Raw genomic sequence first — 19,558 nt, 5'->3', positions numbered from 1 at the left:
GAAGCAGGCCAATAAATTCTAAGCACTCAATCATCAAGAGAGAGGCAAAAAAAAGCCCTTTCTTTTTCGATTTTAGAGCTTTACATCTAGAATATTAATAAGCTTTTACGCTACAATGAGACCATGAAAGCAGAATATCCTAGCTGCTGTTTGGGACTCCTTGGGAAGATAAAGCCAATCAACGATATTATTTTTTTGGGGGATCACGACGCTAGCCACTCGATGTCAGAATACCTGTTATTCGAGGCATCGATCGCTAGGGAGTGGACCCACCTATACAGACTGTGTTGATTACGCAGTTTTCCAAGCCCCTTACAGCGGCCTTTTTACCCTCGCTGAGCTCTTTTTTTAAGCCCTTCATTTAAGCTAGCCCTTTTAGTAAAGCGCATGGATCCATTTAACCTTAAAAAAGAGAAGGTTATTGCTCTTATTTAAAATAGATCGATTCGTTGAGAAGTTTTTCGATGAGGAATTTGGGTGATTTTGCAAGCTTCAGAGAGAGAGAAAATTTCAACTTTAAAATAAGCTTCTAAGGTTTTTAAAAATCTATCCACCACTTCTTGCTTACTTGGCAAATACTCACCTAACTTGCATAGGAAATTATTATGAGAGCGTTGTTCACGATACCCAGGCATTTTAGGAGGCATTTTTAGGTAAGCCATGTTTTCTGCCTGGTAGTCCCACAAAAATGAAGTATGATGGAGCCAACGATTTTTCGTCATATATTGGGCATTCCCTCCACATTTTCTTCCTTTAATCACATAATCATTCTCACATAAACGCAATTCTATCTCCTTAAAGACCACACGATAAAAAATCTCGCTCCACCGAAAAACAGCTTGTGGATAGCAGGGAATGCCCAGATCTGCCTGATTAAAAATAAAAGTCTTTATTATAGAATTCGCATCAATGAAAACGGTCCCTCCCCCACTGAATCGGCGAATCAGCGGCACAGGCTGCCTTCGAAATTTCTCCAGATCGATAACTTTTTCAGGAGAAGAAGATATCCCCATAACGATCGCTTCTGGGGGGTTGGGGTTGATTAAACACCAATTGCGTTGATCGGCGCGCAAAAGAGCTTCCTCTAGCTGCAATTGCTCCAGGATAGTAGATTGGCTTAAAAGCAGCAAATTAAGAGGGGGACGCAAGAGGATGTTACTCACTTCCTTCACTGTTAGGAAAAGAAGAAAGAGCCTCTTGATTGACCAGCTCAGAATTTTTATTAGCATTAAATCGCACCAAGGCAATCATTAGAACAGAAATATCTGCTGGCGAAACTCCTGAAAGGCGTGAAGCCTGTCCTAGATTTAAGGGATGGGCATCTGCTAGTTTTTGGAGAGCTTCATTTCTTAAGCCCGTAATAGAGGCAAAATCGAAATCTTCAGGGATGAGAATATGCTCAAGATGAGCCAATTTAGCGACTTCGCCATGCTGACGTTGAATATACCCTGCATATTTTAGAGCAAGCTCAATCTGAAAGTTAATTTCCATACCGTAATTCTGCATCTCAGCGGGATAATCATTTAATAAACTTGCATAATTATTTTCTGGGCGGCAAAGAAGCTGCGCTAGGCTATACCCTTTTCCTTTGAGCTGAACAAAAGCTTTTTCCAGTCGATTCACGCCTTCTTGAATCATTTTTTCTTTATATTTAAGAGAAGCATAGCGTTTTTCTTCTATCAGGCCAATTTCATAACCATAGTGGCGCAATCTAAGGTCGGCATTATCTTGCCTGAGCAAAAGACGGTGCTCGGCTCGGCTAGTAAACATGCGATAAGGCTCCTCTAAACCCTTAGTGACCAGATCATCGATCATTACACCAATATAAGCTTCCGATCTTTTCAAGATTAATGGGGGTTTAGCTTGTACATGATGAGCGGCATTAATTCCTGCCATTAATCCTTGTCCAGCAGCTTCTTCGTACCCTGAAGTTCCATTGATTTGCCCAGCAAGAAAAAGTCCTTCTATCGTCTTACATTGCAAAGAGCTATCAATTTGCCCACTGACTACATAGTCATATTCGATAGCATAAGCAGGACGCATGATTTCAGCATTTCTTAAAGCAGGAATACTTTTAATGAAAGCCATTTGTACATCAAAAGGGAGAGAAGAAGAGACCCCATTAACATATACCTCTTCTGTTTTTAAGCCCTCAGGCTCCAAAAAAATTTGATGGCGCTCTTTATCTGCAAAGCGCACGATTTTATCTTCAATCGAGGGACAATAGCGGGGGCCCACGCCTGTGATTTTACCTGAATACATAGGAGAGCGATGAATATTTTCTAAAATGATCTTTTTAGTTTCTTCGGTAGTATAAGTGATATAGCAAGATATTTGAGGTAAGCGATTGATGGGCTCATCATCGAAAGAGAACTTCACATTCGGATCGCCGGGCTGCTCTTCAGTGTGACTATAATCGATCGAGCGCTGGTTCACTCGTGGTGGAGTACCTGTTTTTAGGCGCCCTAACTTTAAACCTAGCTTGATCAAGCTAGCTGATAAGCCCACAGCAGGCTGGTCACCAGCACGGCCGCCGGCATAGTTAGTCTCCCCAATATGCAGCAAGCCTCGCATAAAAGTTCCGGAAGAAATCACTAAAGCTGAGCAATAATAAAGAATGCCTTCCTTAGTAATGACCCCTTGGATACGATCTTGTTCAACAATTAATTCTTCAATGGTCCCTTGTTTAATTTCTAAGCCAGGCGTTTTCTCCAAGCGATGCTTCATCTCCAACTGATAAGCGGCTTTATCGGCTTGCGCTCTAGGAGCCCATACCGCAGGACCTTTAGTAGCATTCAACATCCGAAATTGAATTCCTGTACAATCGATAGCTTTGCCCATTTCTCCACCTAGGGCATCGATTTCCCGGACAATATGGCCTTTAGCCACACCCCCTACAGCAGGATTGCAGCTCATTTTTCCAATCGTATCCAAATTCATTGTTAATAGAAGTGTCCTTGCACCTAGGCGAGCAGAAGCTAAAGCAGCTTCACAACCTGCATGGCCAGCTCCCATGATAATAACATCATACTTGGTTGGATATTTCCACATAAAAATTAAAGATTGAAAGAATGATTTGAGAAGCAAAAGAGAACGCAGGGGTTCTCTTTAAAACTTTGCCAGCTATTTTAGCCGGTTAGGTTTTGTGACGATCACGTCTACTACGCTTTTTGCGCTTATGCTTTGCAATTTTGTATCTGCGCTTCTTTTTTACAGATGACATAGTTTCTCCCGAACAACAGTTATATATTTTAAATTTAAATGCTTAAAAGGCTAATTTGGGGAATGATACTCTATTTGGCATTAAAAAGTAAAGTCATATCTTGAAGAGAAGATGCAGCCAAGACAGCTGGTACGGCAAGTAAAAATTCATAGCTCTGGAGGGGATTGAAAGAACACACATAGAATTTCTGTTGATCTTAAGCGTTTTTAACACCAACCATTGCCAAATTTAAATTTACCTCTAACGCTTTTTATACACGCTCAAGGACAGAGAAAGAAGAAAAAGATCTTGTAAGTATTGAAATTGACAACTCTTAGGAAGGTAAATTTGTGGCTAAAAGTGGGTATAGGATTGCAAAATAGAGAGGGAGGTAAAAAACCTGTTCATTATATAGGCTAATAGCTAGGAACCTATTTTTGAAGCATTCAAGACCTTCTCTTAAGACAAAATTTGGTTATTTTTTATCCTTAGGCTTTAAATTTGATAAAATATTTTTACACCAATTTAGGCAACTTTCCTGGCCGCAACCGTAATCAAAAACAACAGGTGCCAGCTTAAGCCTCATGTGGATGTTAAAAGTTTCCAAAACTTTTTTAGCTATAATGTTCTATAAGGTTTCAAAGGGCGCTACAAGAAAACAGAATTTTCTTAATAAAAAAAATAAAAAAATTTCATAATTACTACAGAATCAATCATTTAAAAAAAAAGCATTGACAAGAATAAACATAAATTAAAAAAATGGTAATCATCTCACTTGGGTGAGAAAAGTTGAACTATAATCCTTAAAATATCAGGTGGCTTAGTGAAATATAATTCTTAAAACATTTAGGAGGTTTAGCATGGATCCTACAAAAACTAGCTGGGGCAACCCATCCTCTTCAAGCTGGAACAGCCTAGCTTCTTTGCCTCGCCAGGTACCAGCATCCGCTGCCGCTACAAGCAACGTTTGGAGCAACTTCCAAGCGGACACCTCAAATCCAGAAAACTCTTTCCCCTCACGATGGGCCTTACAAACTACTCGAAATACAGCGGCGGCTAACCCAAGTTTTCCTAATAGCGTTATCGATAACCCTTCTAATGCCTTAGCGGCATGGAGTAACCTAGCACAAAATACTTTTGAAGGTCAAAGTGAAACGCTTCAAATCACCCAGCATAGTCGTAATGCCCTTGCAGATGCAGCGCAAGCTGAGGGGGCTTTGTCTGTTGAAACTCATAATGAGCAAATGAGAGTTGTTGACCGTACGCTAAATAAAGCAGCATCGAGCACTGCAGATAATATAGACATCATCATCAGTACCATACGTGAATTTGCTCTACAAGTTCAAGACGCAAACCGCCAAATTAGCGATTATTGTAAGGCTATTATGGCACGCGCCATAAGCAATGACGCTTCTCTCAGCCCCGATGATATAATAAAAGCTAAATTAATCGTTGAGTTTTCTGCTAACAATGTAGTGGTGATGAAAAATTCTAGTGAAGCAGCTTTAGATCTGGCAAGCAAAGGAGGAAGCGCGATTAGCCAGCAAACCTTGGGAACTATAGATATTATTTTCAAAGCCCGTGCTGCCCAAGTTACTTTGTTTACACAAAAGCTTGAAGTGTTTCAAAAGCAAGAGCAACACGATCTTGATCTCATATTCAAGATCCAGGAGGTCAAATTGAAAGACCAAGCCCAGTTTTTTCAACAATTAAAAGAGGTGATTCATCTCCAAGAGGAAGCTACAGATGGCAAAGCACGCCGAGAGATTGAAACAAGAAAAGCTGATTTGGAAGAACAAATCCAACTTCGCGGCCAATACCTAAAAGAAGAAGAGTCCCATAACAAGCATCAACTCGAAAAAGAGGCCTTAAGCGCAGAAATTGACTTAAAAAAACAAGCTGTTCAAATAGAAGAAAAATTGACGGCTATAAAAGAAGCTGAACAAAAGGCAGCAGCCCTGAATCAAGAGTTAGAAATACGAGAAAAAGCCAAAAATGAGGCAGAACGAATTGCAGCAGAAGCTAGGACAGAGTCAGAGCGCATTGCAGCAGAAGCTAGAGTTGCCGCGGAAAAAAATCGGCTTGAGGCTACCATTCAAAAAAAGCAAATTGCTATGAACGAACGCACCGAACGCCTGAAAACGGTAGCTTCTATAGTAAGGCCTCCTTGTATCCTTCAGTAGTTAGATAAGGAATAACCTGTTTTACTTACCCTTATGCTCCTTCCGTCTTAGGGAGGAGCATAAGGGGGATTTATCATGAAACTTAACTAAAAGGTGAAGTTATGACTTATCTTCCTACCGATATCTGTAAGGCCTATCAATCAGCAGCCAATACAATCGATCAAAATCGAAATGAGAGCAATAAAACGATTAGGTTAGCTAGCGATAAAATCGATCAGTTTTTTCAACAGCAGCAGCAAGTCGAGGCAGATGCTGCCCAACAGCAGCAACGCCAGGAGCGAGAGAAAGAAGCCTTTGAGAGGCAAAAAGTATTCCATGATCTGGCTTTAAAAGAGCAGCAGCATCAATTTCACATGCAGATTGAAACACGAAGACACCGAGCACAACAAGAGGATGAAGCTCATAATAAGCAACTAGCTAGCAATAAAGCAAAGTTTGAAGGAGAATTTAAAAATAGACAAGAGAAATTCGAAAAAAAGCAAGCTGCCTTAAAACCTATTGTTCATGCATCCGCACGTAGCCCATCTCCTGAGCCAGATTCCTCAAGATTAGCTGCTTATTCTAGTCTTTCGCCCTCATCTATGCCAACAGTACCTCAGGCAAAGAGCCCTCTTCCTGTAAATGCTGTAGCTAGCTCTATCCATTGCGCTCAAGTTGCACAGCCAGATCCGCGTCCCCCTTATCTATCTGGCGAAACAGGGGAAAGCACCTCCCTCCCGCTGTTAGTACCCGTTGGCCATTCCCAAACTGTGCAACCCAATTCTAGCTCCCTTTCTGCTGCTGTAAGAAATTCGGTGCTTACACCTCTTCCACGACTAGCCTCTCTAGGTCAATCTCAAGCTACGCACTCAAGTCGTACACCGCCTTCTACCTCTGTGAGAAGTGCGGGGCTTGCACCTCTTCCGCGACTAGCCCCTCTGGGTCAATCTCAACCTATACACTCGGACTAAAGCCATGCTTCATTCATTTCAAAAACTTGGGAGCTTCTCTGTTCTCTTCACTTAATTAGGAGGAAGTTATGCATCCTACTCAGAATGTATACCCATCTGTGCCCTCAGGCCCTTCTCTATCCCCACCCTCTTCACCTCAAAAAGCAAGTACCTGCCAAACAGACATACAGACCCACTTTGCAAGAAACATCCTGGAAAATAGCCAATCGCCTTCAGCGGAAAATTTACAAAGAAGTGGCGCCTTAGCTTCTGCTAGAGCCCAACGTGATGTAACAACCTTGCTGGAGGCCAAGCTTAAATATCCTAGCTTTAAACTAAGCGAACAAGAGAGCTTAGCTGTCCTCATGGAGGGCATCCGGCATGGCCAGAACGTGGCAAGCCAAGCAGCAAATAAGCATATCGTAGCCTTCATAGGATTAACCGGAGCAGGTAAAAGTACTTTGGTCAATGATTTGTGTGGATGCGATTTACTCTTTAAGCGACCACGTGAGCTTGGCTTTTGCGGTCTAAGCAAGGTTGCCGCAGTCAAGCCCCATCATCAAGGAGGGAAGCTTGATGAAATAACACCCATAAGGCACTCAGGATACTCACAGACAACTTTTCTGCCTCAATTTGTTACTAATGAGCAAGCAACATATTGCGATTTCCCGGGTTTTTTAGAGCAAGATAGTTATGAGATCGGCATAGCGAAAGCCGTTACTCTCCCAACTATTTTTAACACAGCACAGACTTTAAAAGTAATCATCTTAATTAGCTATGCTAGTTTAAGAGCTGATAAAGCTAAAGGATTAACTGATCTCTTGTACCTCTGTAGCCATCTCTTTGGTTCTAAGGAAAATCTTCTGAAGCATGTCTCCTCTATCCTTCTGGGCGTAACCCAGCTCCCTTCTGTAGAAAGTGAACTAGTGGACGATTTGAAAGCTTTTATCTCAAATGTAGGTGACCCCTTAGACCGCGAAGTTTGCTCTCAATTAGCTCAGCGGCTCTTTATCTATGAGCCTCTCCCTACTTTCCCCATGAAGAATGCAGGAGCAAGTTCTAGAGAAGATATTATCCAGCGAATCAGACATTTACCCTCTATCGGACATCCCTCCCACTTCAAAGTCGTATTATCCCCTAGCGATTTGCAAGGCTTGGATACATTGTTAAGTATCTTCAAAGAAAAAATCACCCATATTACCTCAAAGCCAGAGTTATCCGATCATGACTTTAAGCAGTTAGCGACTTATCTAGCAAGCCTTATGCCCCTCAACTTTTTAGAAAATCAACATATATCCACGTTAATGGAAAACTTGCAAGAAATCTTAACGGCCAAATTTCGGCATTTGCTGGAAGAGTTTAGCCGCCTATACGAGGCTGAAGATATGAAAAGTTTTCAACTTCTTAAAGATATGGATGCAGGTCTACGCCATTTTGACTCTAGCACAAAAAAGCGTTTACTTAAGCTTTTTGATGATGAACTTCGCTCCTCTGCTGATATTGGCCTACAGGCCCAATTACTTAAAACAACTTCTTTACAATATGTGAAACATTCTCAGCAGCTGATGAATATTGTTTTAGCAGCAAATGCAGAGGTCGAAAGATTAGGGGCGCTCCTCTTTACTAATGCCCAACAATTTGCAGACCAAACCTATCAACTGAGCCAGTCTTTACATTCCCTTACTGATAAGCTAGAAGAAGAGCTTAAGGAAGGAGGGCTATCAGCAAATCGTATGGCACAAGCTCATTGTCTCTTTGGCTTTGCTCGGCTTAGCCTCCAGATTATCCAAGATACTTCCTGGCAATGCCTCAGCCTAGAGAAAAAGGCAGCGACAGAAATGGGGTCAGAGCTTAAAGAGACGCTAAAATTAGCGTTCCATGCAAGAAAATTAGAGATTGACGATTTGACTAAGCAATACGAGCTGGTAGAAAAACAGAAGGATCACAAGTGGGCAATCTTTATGAAATTGCATGCTGGCAAATTAAAGGAGGAGACCCAGCTCTACAATCAACTTTTACAAGTAGAAGAATTAAAGCGACAAACAAATACCGCAGCCATGCGTCAAGAAATAGCTTCTTGGCAGCAAAGGAATAGAGAAATTCAAGCGATACAAGAACTATCACAAAAAGAACAGGAAATCTACCAAAAACATCAACAAAGCATGTATTGCTTAGAGCTTGAAAACATAGGCAAGAGCATTCGATTCGATGTACAAGCACGATGCCAACTAGCAGAACTTTTAACCTTCCAATTAAAAAAAGGAGGAAATCATGGCGGCCCCCATTCAACGCAATGAAAGTCAAGTTTTTTTAACAACTATAGGAGCTGAAACACCGATCTCTTTAGCCGCTCCTGCTGAGCAGGCTCAAGTATTAGCACCTGACTCGCATACCATTAATGTCAATGATTCATTGGCTCGTAAGCTCGATAATCCTTCCGAAAAATTGCCACCCGAGGAAAGTATCGCGGTATTGATGGAGTGTATTAGACGCGGAGAAATAGAAGCAGAGAAAGCTAAAGACCAAGAGCTTGTCATGGTGATTGGCAATACGGGCTGCGGCAAAAGCACCTTTAGCAATGCTATGTATGGTTGCACCATGAAAAAAGTTGCTCCAACACGTCGCGGAGAGGGAATAGGTTCAAGGGTGATCGTTGAGAAAGGTAGCGCTCGCGACGAAGTGATGAAGATTGGTCATACTAACAATTCACAAACCTTTATGCCTCAGCTAATCGAAATAGAAAACCATGTGAGCATTTGCGATTGTCCTGGCTTTTTGGATAATCGAGGCTACGAGATCAATATCGCAAATGTTACTAATATAAGAAAGGTTTTTACGAAAGCTAAAAGTGTAAAAGTAGTAGTACTTATCAACTATTATAGCTTATTAGCAGACAGAGCTCGTGGGCTTCAAGATGCAATTAATATTTGTTGTAATTTGTTTGGATCAAAAGAAAACCTCGTCAAGCACAAAAATGCTATTCTTTTAGGTATCACCCATATTCCTTCAGCTCACCCTGATGAAGAGAAAGGTTCACTAAATGACTTAAAAGAAATTATTAGAAAAATTAAGCTGATCAATGAATTTGAAGAAACTACCCTTCGTGAGTTAAGTGAACGCCTCTTTATTTATGATCCTGTAGATCCTAAGGAGTTAGAATATGCAGAGGCATTAACTAAAGAGGAGGTATTAAGCAAAATAGCTGAACTTGAATGCATCCAAAATCCCAAGGCTATTTTTAAAACAGCCTTGAATAATTCAGATATCAAAGAATTAATTGATATCTTTGAGCAAATCCAAAAAAATATTAAGGCTATTTTAGATAAAGCAAGCCTATCGGATAATGATTTTAAAACAATTGCTGATTATCTACATAATCTTCAAAAGCTAGAAATTATTGATCATCCTCGCATTTTTAAGCTAGTCGCCGAGACTAGGCAACTCATTGCCGAGCATTTTCGTGAAATGATTAAACAGTTTGATCGCTGCTGTGCTGATGAATCCTATCGCCTTGAAGGTGAATCACGCGCCATCCTTGCTAGCTTAGAAAAAGGCATTCAACATTTTGATAATCAAATTCAGTCTCAATTCAATATCGAAGATTTACAGAAGCGGTTTGCTCTCTCCATAAAAAGGAAGGCGGCTGGGCAGGCAGCCCGCGAGCTCGCTGGCTTGCACTGCACATTTCTTGAAAAGCTCAACCTTAACGATTTTGTCTCAGCTGAGTGCTCCTTACAGGAAATTAAATATAAATTAGGTATCTTTGAAAGAGAATATCAAGAAATAAATATCTCTCCTGAGATTGACCTTCAAAAGTTAGAAAGACAATATATTCAAAAGAAAACAATGTATGGTAAAGAGCGACTCACCAAGTTAGCCAATATAGCTCTTGGGGAGCTTAAAAGTTTAGTGGAGCAATTTACACGGGAATGCGCTATTCATGACTGGGAGGGAGCAAGGCGTGCGATAGATAAAATTAAGCAAGAAGTGCATAACTTTGAAAAAGATTACCATACAACAGATTTATCACATTCCATTAACACTGAAGAATTAGAAAGCTTTTTTATTACAAGCAAAGCCAATTATGATAAAGATCAGCTCACCAAATTAGCCAATATAGCTCTTGGGGAGCTTAAAAGTTTAGTGGAGCAATTTACGCGGGAATGCGCTACCCATGATTGGGAGGGAGCAAAGCGTGCGATAGATAAAATTAAGCAAGAAGTGCATAACTTTGAAAAAGATTACCATAAAACAGATTTATCACATTCCATTAACACCAAAGAATTAGAAAGCTTTTTTATTACAAGCAAAGCCAATTATGATAAATATCAAGCCGAAAAAGCTCTTCTACCGCTTACATCATTAGAGACACAGTTTCGAATAAAATGTGCTCAAAATGATTTCGAAGGGGCAAAGAGTTTGCTGGAGGAAATTAAACGAACTCTGCCTGCTTTTGAGGCTAAATATCGTCATACAGGCCTACCTTCTAATATTAACATCGATCAATTAGAAAGCTTTTTTATTACAAGCAAAAAACAATATAAGGAAAAACAAATAAAAGATTATTTGGATCAACATACTCCTTCTCTCTCTCAGCCTGATCAATCATCTCCTCTTGTAAATACCAATAGGCTCTTGATTTGGAAAAGAATTCCTGGAGGAAAAGAAATTTTAGATGAAGAAAAAGTTAAGTGCCTACCCTTAGAAAAAAAAGGAGAACTGTTTAAGGTTTGGATAAAAAACTATGGAGAAGATATTAAGTATTTAGACTTAAGTGCAATGGACTTGACCTGTTTGCCCCCAGAAATAGGAGAGCTATCCCAGCTGCAACACTTGAACTTAGAAAAAAACCATCTCACTTCCCTTCCTACAGAGATAAGACAGCTATCCAAGCTGCAATACCTTTACTTAAACTACAGCCAGCTTACCTCCCTTCCCGCATGGATAGGCCAGCTATCTCAGCTGCGAAACCTTTACTTAAAGGGCAATCAACTTACCACTCTTCCTGCAGAGATAGGACAGCTATCCCAGCTGCAATACTTGAACTTAGAAAAAAACCGCCTCACTTCCCTTCCTACAGAGATAAGACAGCTATCCAAGCTGCAATACCTTTACTTAAACTACAACCAGCTTACCCCCCTTCCTACCTCGATAGGACAGCTCTCGCAGCTGCAATACCTTTACTTAAACAGCAATCAGCTTACCACTCTTCCTGCAGAGTTAGGCCAGCTATCTAATCTGCTAACCCTTGGCTTAGAAGACAACCGGCTTACTTCCCTTCCTGCAAAGATAGGGCAACTATCTAAGCTGCGATACCTTTACTTAGGCGGCAACCAACTTGCCTCCCTTCCTGCAGAGATAGGACAGCTGACTTGTCTGCAATTTCTTTACTTAAACTACAACCAGCTTACCTCCCTTCCCGCATGGAGAAGACAGCTTTCGAAGCTAGAAAGGCTTGACTTAAGAGGCAACAAACTTACTTTCCTTCCTGCAGAGTTAGGCCAGTTATCCAATCTGCAATACCTTGAATTAGAAAACAACCAGCTTACTTCCCTTCCTGCGGAGATAGGGCAATTGTCTCATCTGCAAAAGCTTAACTTAACAGATAACCAGCTTACATCTCTTCATGCAAGGATAGGGAAGCTTTCCCAGCTACAAGAACTTGATTTAAGCAGCAACCAGCTTACCTCCCTTCCGGCGGAGATAGGGCAGCTATCCAAGCTAAAAGAACTCCATTTAGGCAACAACCAGCTTACATCCCTTCCTGCGGAGATAGGGCAGTTGTCTCATCTGCTAACCCTTAGCTTAGTAAAAAACGGGCTTACTTCCCTTCCTGCGGAGATAGGACAGCTATCTCGGCTGCACGATTTTAACTTAAGCATTAATAAGCTTACATCTCTACCTGCAGAGATAGTAGGCCAGCTATCTGGCCTGGGATGTCTTAGCTTAGACGACAACCAGCTTACCTCCCTTCCCGCATGGATAGGACAACTTCCGAATCTATACAAGCTTCACTTAAATAACAACCAACTAACTTCCCTTCCCACATGGATAGGCCAGCTAACACTTGGAGCCCTTAGATTAGAAAACAACCGGCTTACTTCTCTTCCTGCGGAGATAGAACAGCTTTCTAAGCTTTGGGGGCTTTCCTTAGACGGAAATCCGCTAAGCAATATTCCAGCTAAAATAAAGAAGCGTTTTAATCTCTAGCTAAAAAAATATTTACCTTCCTCTTATATAGCCTTAAAAGGGCAAAGAGGTAAACATAGAAATCTTTAAAGATATAGAGCTTTGGGTTTATCATAAAGGTATAGCAACTAGGAGTAGGTTGCCGCAAACGGCCAAGGGAAGATATTAGCATTCTTGGAGAGATAAATTAATTATAAAATCTTACTTTCCTAGTTATAGGCTGAATATTTTTAAGAAGAAAAGCACAAAAAATAGGAGATAAGGTGGCTGATAACTTGAAATAAATTTATAATGGGGGCTATTGAGCTAAGCCCCTTCTTTAGTTTAACATCATTTTCTTTATACTGGTTGGATAAAGAAAAAGGCGAAAAAGCCAAGGAGTGCTTTAATTAAAATTGCCAAATTCGGAGGCCATCTCTTTTTCTGCAGAGGCATTGGGATCGTATTTAACAGGGATATAATTAGCAAACTGCACAATTTCTTTCCGATAGGTGAAGTTAATACTTCCTACTCCACCATGGCGGTTTTTAGCTACGATCAATTCAGCCATACCTGGTTTATCCATCGGATCATAATATTCTCGCCTCAATAAGAATAAAATAATGTCCGAGTCTTGCTCAATGCTTCCACTTTCACGCAAATCACTCATCATCGGACGATGTCCTTGACGCTCTTCTACTTTTCTTGATAGCTGTGAGAGACATAGGACAGGAATATTAAGCTCCCTTGCCAAATTCTTTAGCAAGCGTGAGATCTCTGAGATTTCATTCTGACGATTTTCCTGTCCTCGAAAAGAGCCAGAACCTGTAATCAACTGCAAATAGTCTATCACTAAAAACCCTATGCCGTAAGTTTCTTTCATACGTCGGGCACGTGCTCTTAAATCTGTAATTTTAAGGCCTGGCTGATCATCAATGACCATGACATGATTTTGCATCATATTGACAGCTGAAACAATCCTTTGGTATTCAATGCCATTTAAAGAACCTGTTTTAATTTTATCTGACTCAACCTCCGATTGGGAACAAATAATTCGATGCACGAGCTGCTCTGCACTCATCTCTAAGGAAAAAACCCCTACGGGCATATTGCTCTTAAAGCAGACATTTTCAGCAATGTTGATAGCCAAGGCCGTTTTACCCATAGCGGGACGAGCAGCAAGGATCATCAAATTAGAATTGTTAAGTCCATTAATTAACTTATCCAGGTCGGTATAGTAAGTAGGAAGGCCCGTAATGCCACTTTCTTCCGGCCCACGTTCTTGATAACGAACCTGCCGCTCTTCTAAAGCTTTCAAAAAAGGAGTAGCCGTTTCAGCCTTAACGCCCGATAAAATTTGGCTAATCAGCTTACCTGTCGTCTGATTGGCAGTTTGGCTTATTTGATAGAAAAGTTGTTGGGCCTCATCTAAAGCACCTAGCACATCTTGTGGCTCTTCCAGGGCTTTTTTTTCAACCACTTGAGACGTATTAATCATGCGTCTTAAAATAGCTTTGTTGCGAACAATGTCCGTGTATTCTTCAATATAGGCGGAAGTGCCAGCATATTGAGCTAGAGTTGTTATATAAGCAGCTCCACCTGCAGCTTTTAGCTTACCTAAACGCTTTAACTCTTCACAAACAAGATGCACGTCAGCAGGCTTATCATTTTTATAAGAAGTCTTAAGAACCTCGAAGATTATTTTATGCTCGGTGTAATAAAAATCGGCTTCATCTAGGCCATCCGCCGCAATGTTAAGGCCGTTGACACTGGTAAGCATGCACCCTAGAACCATCATTTCTGATTCTTTAGAGTTAGGAGCAACACGAACTTTAGAAGGATTATCTGACATACCCACATCTCATTAAATTTGGATAAAACTATACTATAAACCTCTAGTTTATCCCAAGAAATTGCCGTTCATTTCGTTAGCTTTAGCCCTTACTCCTCCTTAATTTTCTTAACTTAAGTTTTTTAATATGAAAGGCTTAAGATTATTTAATCTATATTTTAGTAAATATTTATTTACATAGATCAAAGCCCACCATTAAAGAAATGCTATAAGTTAAGATTTATCGGCTATTAGCAAAAACAAGAGGAATAAAAGTAGCTTAAGTACTGAATTAATGGCAGGCTTTGCCTTATTTTTTTTAAGCTGTCTTGCAACCTATTAAAAATCAAAGTGACATTCATTCAACAGCTGACGCTATGTTAAAAAAATTCTTGTCAATTCTATAAAAATCTTTTAAATAAAGGGGGTATGAGTGATCCAATTTCTTTAAACCTATTAGCTCGCCAAGCCACAAGCCTTAAGCAAACCCAGCGCCTGATGATGTCACCGCAAATGCAACAGGCTATTCATTTACTGCAAATGCCTGTGCTAGAGCTTTCAGCCACAGTGGAGCAAGAACTTCAACAAAACCCTTTGCTCGACTTTATCGAGGATGAAGAAGAGCATTCTAGTTTAAAAAAGTTAGAAGAAGAAAATGCGGAAATTCCTGAAGAGGGCGAGCAACAACCTGAAAAAGAATTAACTTTTAATGAGAATGATTTTGAGATTATGAAAAAACTCGATGAAGAGTTTCGGGACTATCTATATGATCTTCCTCCCTCTAGCCATCGCACACGAGAAGAAGAGAAGCTTAAAACATTTCAGGAAAGCTCCATTTATGCGGAAAGTTCTCTTTTTGAACATTTAATGCAACAGGCAAAAGAATCCTTTGATTGCGAAGAAGATAGAGCAATAGCTGAAGCAATCATTGGTAACTTCGATGAGAATGGATTTTTGCAAACCCCTGTCCAAGAAATCGCTTTGCTTTATAATTTTCCTATAGAAAAAATTAAAAACCTTTTGAAAACAATACAAGCTTTCGAGCCCTATGGGGTTGGAGCAGCTAATATGCAAGAATCTTTGCTGATTCAATTACGTTGTCGCCAAAAGCATCATACTCTCGCCTACAAAATTCTTGAAGAACATTATGAGGACCTTATTCATAATCGCATTCCTTCTATTAACAAAAAGCTTGCATGCTCCTCGGAAGAAATCTCAAAGGCTTTGCAAAAAGATATTTCTCGCTTGGATCTGCATCCTGGAACAGGACATTTTAAACATTTTGTCCAATATATTACTCCGGATGCCACTATTGAAATAAGTAATGATAACTTAGCTGTACGCATAAACAATGATTTTCTACCCTCCATGCGGATTAACAGACGTTATTTACAGATGCTAGAGGACGAATCCCTTTCTGCAGATACCAAAGAGTTTATTCGTACTAAGTTATCCTCGGCTAAATGGCTCTTTAAAAATGTACATCAGCGTAATGACACTCTTTTAAAAATCTTAGAACTACTTACCAATCAGCAAAAGGAATTTTTTTTGGATGATGGTGGCAAGCTTATGCCTTTAACCATGAAATCAATAGCCGAACAATTGAACTTGCATGAATCTACTATTGCCCGCGCAGTTGCTAATAAATATATCGATACTCCCCGCGGGATCCTGCCTTTGCGCTCTTTTTTTACAAATGCTTTACAATCAGAAAAAGGAGAAGGCATTTCTTCTAATACTATAAAAAACTTACTAAAGGAAGTAATTAGCCAAGAAGATAAAAAACATCCTTTATCCGATGCCAATTTATCTAAGCTATTAAAGGAAAAAGGAATGGACTGCGCTAGACGTACAATAGCCAAATATCGAGCAGAACTCAAGCTAGGCAATGCTCAGCAAAGGCGCCAATATTAAAGCTTTTTTTTCGAAAAATATGTAAAAGTTAACGACTTACTTTTTATCCTTACTCAATTTTCAACCCTTGAAGCGAGTTTAATAGAGATCTGATGCAATCGATAAACTTGGGAGAAAGAGATCCTGCTGACTAAGAAAAACTGCTTAAAAAACAAAGAAAAGATGATTTAGCTAAAAAATTTACGCCGTCTAGCAGGAATGGTAAATTAAACCTAATATTTGGTTACTTTATAAAATTAAGAGCAAAGCTTTATTTTTAGCATGAATGAGCTTACACTTTAAGCTACACTAGATAGAAAAGGATGAAATCGCTGCTTATAATTTTGCTTTAAAAACATCTCCTTTTACCGTTTCCTATCGGTGTAAGCTGCTAGCAGCTAATAAGCTATTATGATGGACTCAAATCAGTAAACTTAGAGGATTGATTTAGCAGCAGGTATGATATAGATGAAGCATGGAAAAAGAGACCTTTTCTTATAGCCAAAAAAATTATTTCCTGATCCATGCAAGCTATTGTGCTGGTATAGTGAATTATTTAATTATGTAGGACAAGTTATGCAATCTAAGTATACGGATTTTATTCCCAAAAGCCTTGTATGTTTTCGTGAAGGTTATTCAAGGCAATACTTTTTAAATGATCTTTTTGCAGGAATCAGCGTAGGTGTCATTGCCCTTCCATTAGCTCTGGCTTTCGCCATTGCTTCAGGGGTGTCACCAGAGAGAGGATTATTTACAGCAATTATCGCCGGTTTTCTCATTTCTTTGCTTGGTGGTAGCCGTGTGCAAATTGGGGGTCCAACGGGAGCTTTTGTTATCATCGTAGATGCAGTCATACAAAAGCACGGATATGAAGGGTTAGCTTTGGCCACCCTCATAGCTGGTATCCTGATCGTATTGATGGGGTTGGCACGCTTGGGTGTGCTTCTTAAATTTATTCCCTACCCTGTAATCACAGGGTTTACCACAGGCATTGCACTGATTATTTTTTCTTCGCAAATTAAAGATTTTTTTGGACTAGAGGCAGATAAAGTTCCTTCTGAGTTCCTTGAGAAGTATAAATTCTATTATGAAATCGCACCTACCTGGAACCTATGGGCCTTTTTAATTGCCTTTTCGACGCTCACCTTAATATTTGTATTAAGGCATTATCATCCTAGATGGCCAGGTGCAATCATTGCAATCACTCTAGCTACGGCTGCTGCCTATTTTTTTGATCTTCCTATTGAAACTATTGAATCCAAATTTGGAGGAATCCCTAGAACGCTTCCCAGCCCCTCTCTTCCCCACTTTTCCTATGATCTTTTTAAAGCGGTGCTCCCTGACGCCATTACAATAGCTTTATTAGGGGCTATAGAGTCTTTATTATCCGCTGTTGTGGCTGACGGAATGATAGGAACCAAACATAAATCAAATGGGGAGCTAGTGGCTCAAGGATTAGCTAATATAGGATCAGTAATCTTTGGAGGCATTCCAGCAACGGGAGCCCTTGCCCGTACCTCCGCTAACATAAAAATGGGGGCCAAAACGCCTGTAGCCGGGATGATTCACGCCATTACCCTTCTTCTGCTTATGCTTTTTTTGGCTCCTCTAGCAGGCAAAATTCCCTTAGCGGCTCTTGCAGGTGTCCTAACATTTGTTGCTTGGAATATGAGCGAGCTGCCGCATGTTATAGAAATTCTGAAAGGACATCAGAGTGACGCAATTATTTTACTCATCACATTTTTGCTAACCGTGTTGATAGATCTTACAGTTGCTGTGCAAGTCGGTATTATCTTGGCAGCTCTTCTATTTCTAAAACGCATGACTGATAAAACTACCGTAGAAATTTGCCAAAATTTGGTGAATGAGAATAAAAATGAAATAGCAGAACCCCCGGATGGTGAGCTCCTTTTTCGAAAAGATATCCCTTCTGATATGACAGTTTTTGAGATTAGAGGGCCATTTTTCTATAGCGTGGCTGATCTACTCGATGAGGTTCTTTTTCAATTAAACTATCACCCCCGAGTTTTTATTCTACGTCTTCATAAAACTCCCTTAATTGACGCGACTGGATTACGAGCTATTAAACAATTTGGGTTGAAGTGCAAAAAGAAAGGCATAATATTTATGCTCGCTGATGTTGATGATAAAAACTATGATTTATTTATTAACTCAGGAATAGCAGAAGCCATAGGAAAAGATCTTATGTTTAAAGACATTGAAGCTGCCCTTGCTTATTGCAAATAGTTAAAGTCACAGTTTGCCCCTAATTTTTTAGCGTTTATTATTCTCTGCTTCCCATGAAATTTAATGGCACATAGAGAACTTCGCTCCTCTACGGTTGGGGTGCTTGAGGCTTGTTTTTTCTGGCAACTAGGCGCTTTAAAAATTAAAAGTAAGACTTTTTGCTTTTATTAATAGATAATTGTCCTTCTCTTTCTATTTATTATTAATTTCTTGCTCTTTGTCCTTTTCGTGCTGAAAAAGCTAACATTTCATATAAGATAGCAAAAAAAGAAATACCAGAGGCCATTCGAGGCTATAAGGAAAAGCTTAAAAATTTAAAAGACGAACAACACACAGCTATTCAAGAATATATATCGTAGTAAAGAAATAAACACCTATATATCTATAGTATTTGAGGATTTAAATAATTTTCTAAAAAGTAATCAGCCAGATATCCCGGTAATGACAAATGAACTTAAACAAGCATTATCAAGATACCAAACATATGTTGAATTACAATTTAAAGCCACCCAACAGCTAACGAAGCAGATAGAAAACACTTCTGAAGAAGAGACAAATCTTCAGGACTTACAAATATTTTTAATTAAACGCCTTAGGCCTCTAACACCTAACTGAAGAGGAAAGGTGTGAGGTGTAAAAGCGTATCTTTATGCTTGTCGTTACTTGGGGAAATACTTCCTTTTTTCCGACTGATGATTCCATCAAAATTCCATTGCTCTAGCCAACCCTTGGTATCGCAACTGGCTAAACTTCGTTTACTAGAATAAAAAGTTCTTATCGCTGAAATTATCTCTCTAACTTCACCTGGCCGTTTAAAATGGAGATCTTTTCTAGCTAGATCGGCAAGAGTAAGTGAATCTACTTCAAAGAAGTAAGGTGGATTAGCCGCACTAATACAGTATTCTTTGCCTACCTGAAGAAATCTAACAGCTCGAGAAGTCCTCGATTTCTCTCTTATGAATTTTCCATTAGCAGACTCATAACAGGCAATTGTTCCATCGCTAAGCCCGACCACTAATTGGCTTTGATTATAGTCGCAAACCGTAAGCTTAACTTGGCTTTTCTTGAGGTACTTATCTGAAGGTAAAGGCTCAAGCTCTCCTTC

The 19,558-nt window shown here is 39.8% G+C and carries 11 protein-coding genes; 6 read left to right on the top strand and 5 right to left on the bottom strand.

Annotation, left to right across the window (positions count from 1 at the left end; genetic code table 11):
* Nucleotides 1–431: 431 nt before the first annotated feature.
* The 3 genes from NEOC65_RS06100 to NEOC65_RS09795 all read right to left on the bottom strand — a co-directional run bounded on the left by NEOC65_RS06100 (nt 432) and on the right by NEOC65_RS09795 (nt 3,223).
* Nucleotides 432–1,163, bottom strand: a complete 732-nt coding sequence (locus NEOC65_RS06100) for a lipoate--protein ligase family protein (protein ID WP_213156048.1) — start codon at nt 1,161–1,163, stop codon at nt 432–434.
* Nucleotides 1,156–3,051 carry a tRNA uridine-5-carboxymethylaminomethyl(34) synthesis enzyme MnmG gene (gene mnmG / locus NEOC65_RS06095; RefSeq protein WP_213156047.1) on the bottom strand — a complete coding sequence of 632 codons (1,896 nt, stop codon included), beginning with the start codon at nt 3,049–3,051 and terminating at the stop codon, nt 1,156–1,158. The genes NEOC65_RS06100 and mnmG overlap by 8 nt, the downstream gene beginning before the upstream one ends.
* An 85-nt stretch (nt 3,052–3,136) precedes the next feature.
* Nucleotides 3,137–3,223, bottom strand: coding sequence for an AURKAIP1/COX24 domain-containing protein (locus NEOC65_RS09795; RefSeq protein ID WP_079979849.1), 87 nt, complete (start codon nt 3,221–3,223; stop codon nt 3,137–3,139).
* A gap of 839 nt (nt 3,224–4,062) precedes the next feature.
* Between NEOC65_RS09795 and NEOC65_RS06085 the strand changes: the two genes are divergently transcribed.
* From NEOC65_RS06085 to NEOC65_RS06070, 4 genes are all read left to right on the top strand, one after another.
* The gene (locus NEOC65_RS06085) at nt 4,063–5,385 is read left to right on the top strand and encodes a hypothetical protein (RefSeq protein WP_213156046.1); all 1,323 of its coding nucleotides are present in this window, start codon (nt 4,063–4,065) and stop codon (nt 5,383–5,385) included.
* 101 nt (nt 5,386–5,486) lie between these two features.
* On the top strand, nt 5,487–6,335 hold the full coding sequence (locus NEOC65_RS06080) for a hypothetical protein (protein ID WP_213156045.1): 849 nt from the start codon (nt 5,487–5,489) through the stop codon (nt 6,333–6,335).
* Between the two features lie 68 nt (nt 6,336–6,403).
* Nucleotides 6,404–8,611, top strand: coding sequence for a GTPase (locus NEOC65_RS06075; RefSeq protein ID WP_213156044.1), 2,208 nt, complete (start codon nt 6,404–6,406; stop codon nt 8,609–8,611).
* The gene (locus tag NEOC65_RS06070) at nt 8,586–12,524 is read left to right on the top strand and encodes a leucine-rich repeat domain-containing protein (protein ID WP_213156043.1); all 3,939 of its coding nucleotides are present in this window, start codon (nt 8,586–8,588) and stop codon (nt 12,522–12,524) included. Before NEOC65_RS06075 ends, NEOC65_RS06070 begins: the two co-directional genes overlap by 26 nt.
* A gap of 364 nt (nt 12,525–12,888) precedes the next feature.
* Here the strand turns inward: NEOC65_RS06070 and dnaB are convergent, their stop codons facing one another.
* On the bottom strand, nt 12,889–14,334 hold the full coding sequence (gene dnaB / locus NEOC65_RS06065) for a replicative DNA helicase (protein WP_166158154.1): 1,446 nt from the start codon (nt 14,332–14,334) through the stop codon (nt 12,889–12,891).
* A 408-nt stretch (nt 14,335–14,742) separates the two neighbouring features.
* Here dnaB and rpoN point away from each other — a divergent pair, with 408 nt between their 5' ends.
* Nucleotides 14,743–16,227, top strand: coding sequence for an RNA polymerase factor sigma-54 (rpoN, locus tag NEOC65_RS06060; protein WP_213156042.1), 1,485 nt, complete (start codon nt 14,743–14,745; stop codon nt 16,225–16,227).
* 555 nt (nt 16,228–16,782) lie between these two features.
* The gene (locus tag NEOC65_RS06055) at nt 16,783–18,453 is read left to right on the top strand and encodes a SulP family inorganic anion transporter (RefSeq protein ID WP_213156041.1); all 1,671 of its coding nucleotides are present in this window, start codon (nt 16,783–16,785) and stop codon (nt 18,451–18,453) included.
* 607 nt (nt 18,454–19,060) lie between these two features.
* On the opposite strand, the gene NEOC65_RS06050 is transcribed toward NEOC65_RS06055, so the two are convergent.
* On the bottom strand, nt 19,061–19,558 hold a 498-nt coding region (locus tag NEOC65_RS06050), incomplete at its 5' end, for a hypothetical protein (RefSeq protein ID WP_213156040.1).

The sequence above is a fragment of the Neochlamydia sp. AcF65 genome (assembly GCF_018342435.1).
GTDB lineage: Bacteria > Chlamydiota > Chlamydiia > Chlamydiales > Parachlamydiaceae > Neochlamydia.
This window is presented reverse-complemented; position numbering and strand designations above follow the sequence as displayed.

Coding starts and splice junctions, on each gene's coding strand:
- NEOC65_RS06070 (WP_213156043.1), top strand. CDS start 8,586: ATGGCGGCCCCCATTCAACGCAATGAAAGTCAAGTTTTTTTAACAACT.
- NEOC65_RS09795 (WP_079979849.1), bottom strand. CDS start 3,223: ATGTCATCTGTAAAAAAGAAGCGCAGATACAAAATTGCAAAGCATAAG.
- NEOC65_RS06075 (WP_213156044.1), top strand. CDS start 6,404: ATGCATCCTACTCAGAATGTATACCCATCTGTGCCCTCAGGCCCTTCT.
- NEOC65_RS06080 (WP_213156045.1), top strand. CDS start 5,487: ATGACTTATCTTCCTACCGATATCTGTAAGGCCTATCAATCAGCAGCC.
- rpoN (WP_213156042.1), top strand. CDS start 14,743: ATGAGTGATCCAATTTCTTTAAACCTATTAGCTCGCCAAGCCACAAGC.
- mnmG (WP_213156047.1), bottom strand. CDS start 3,051: ATGTGGAAATATCCAACCAAGTATGATGTTATTATCATGGGAGCTGGC.
- NEOC65_RS06055 (WP_213156041.1), top strand. CDS start 16,783: ATGCAATCTAAGTATACGGATTTTATTCCCAAAAGCCTTGTATGTTTT.
- NEOC65_RS06085 (WP_213156046.1), top strand. CDS start 4,063: ATGGATCCTACAAAAACTAGCTGGGGCAACCCATCCTCTTCAAGCTGG.
- dnaB (WP_166158154.1), bottom strand. CDS start 14,334: ATGTCAGATAATCCTTCTAAAGTTCGTGTTGCTCCTAACTCTAAAGAA.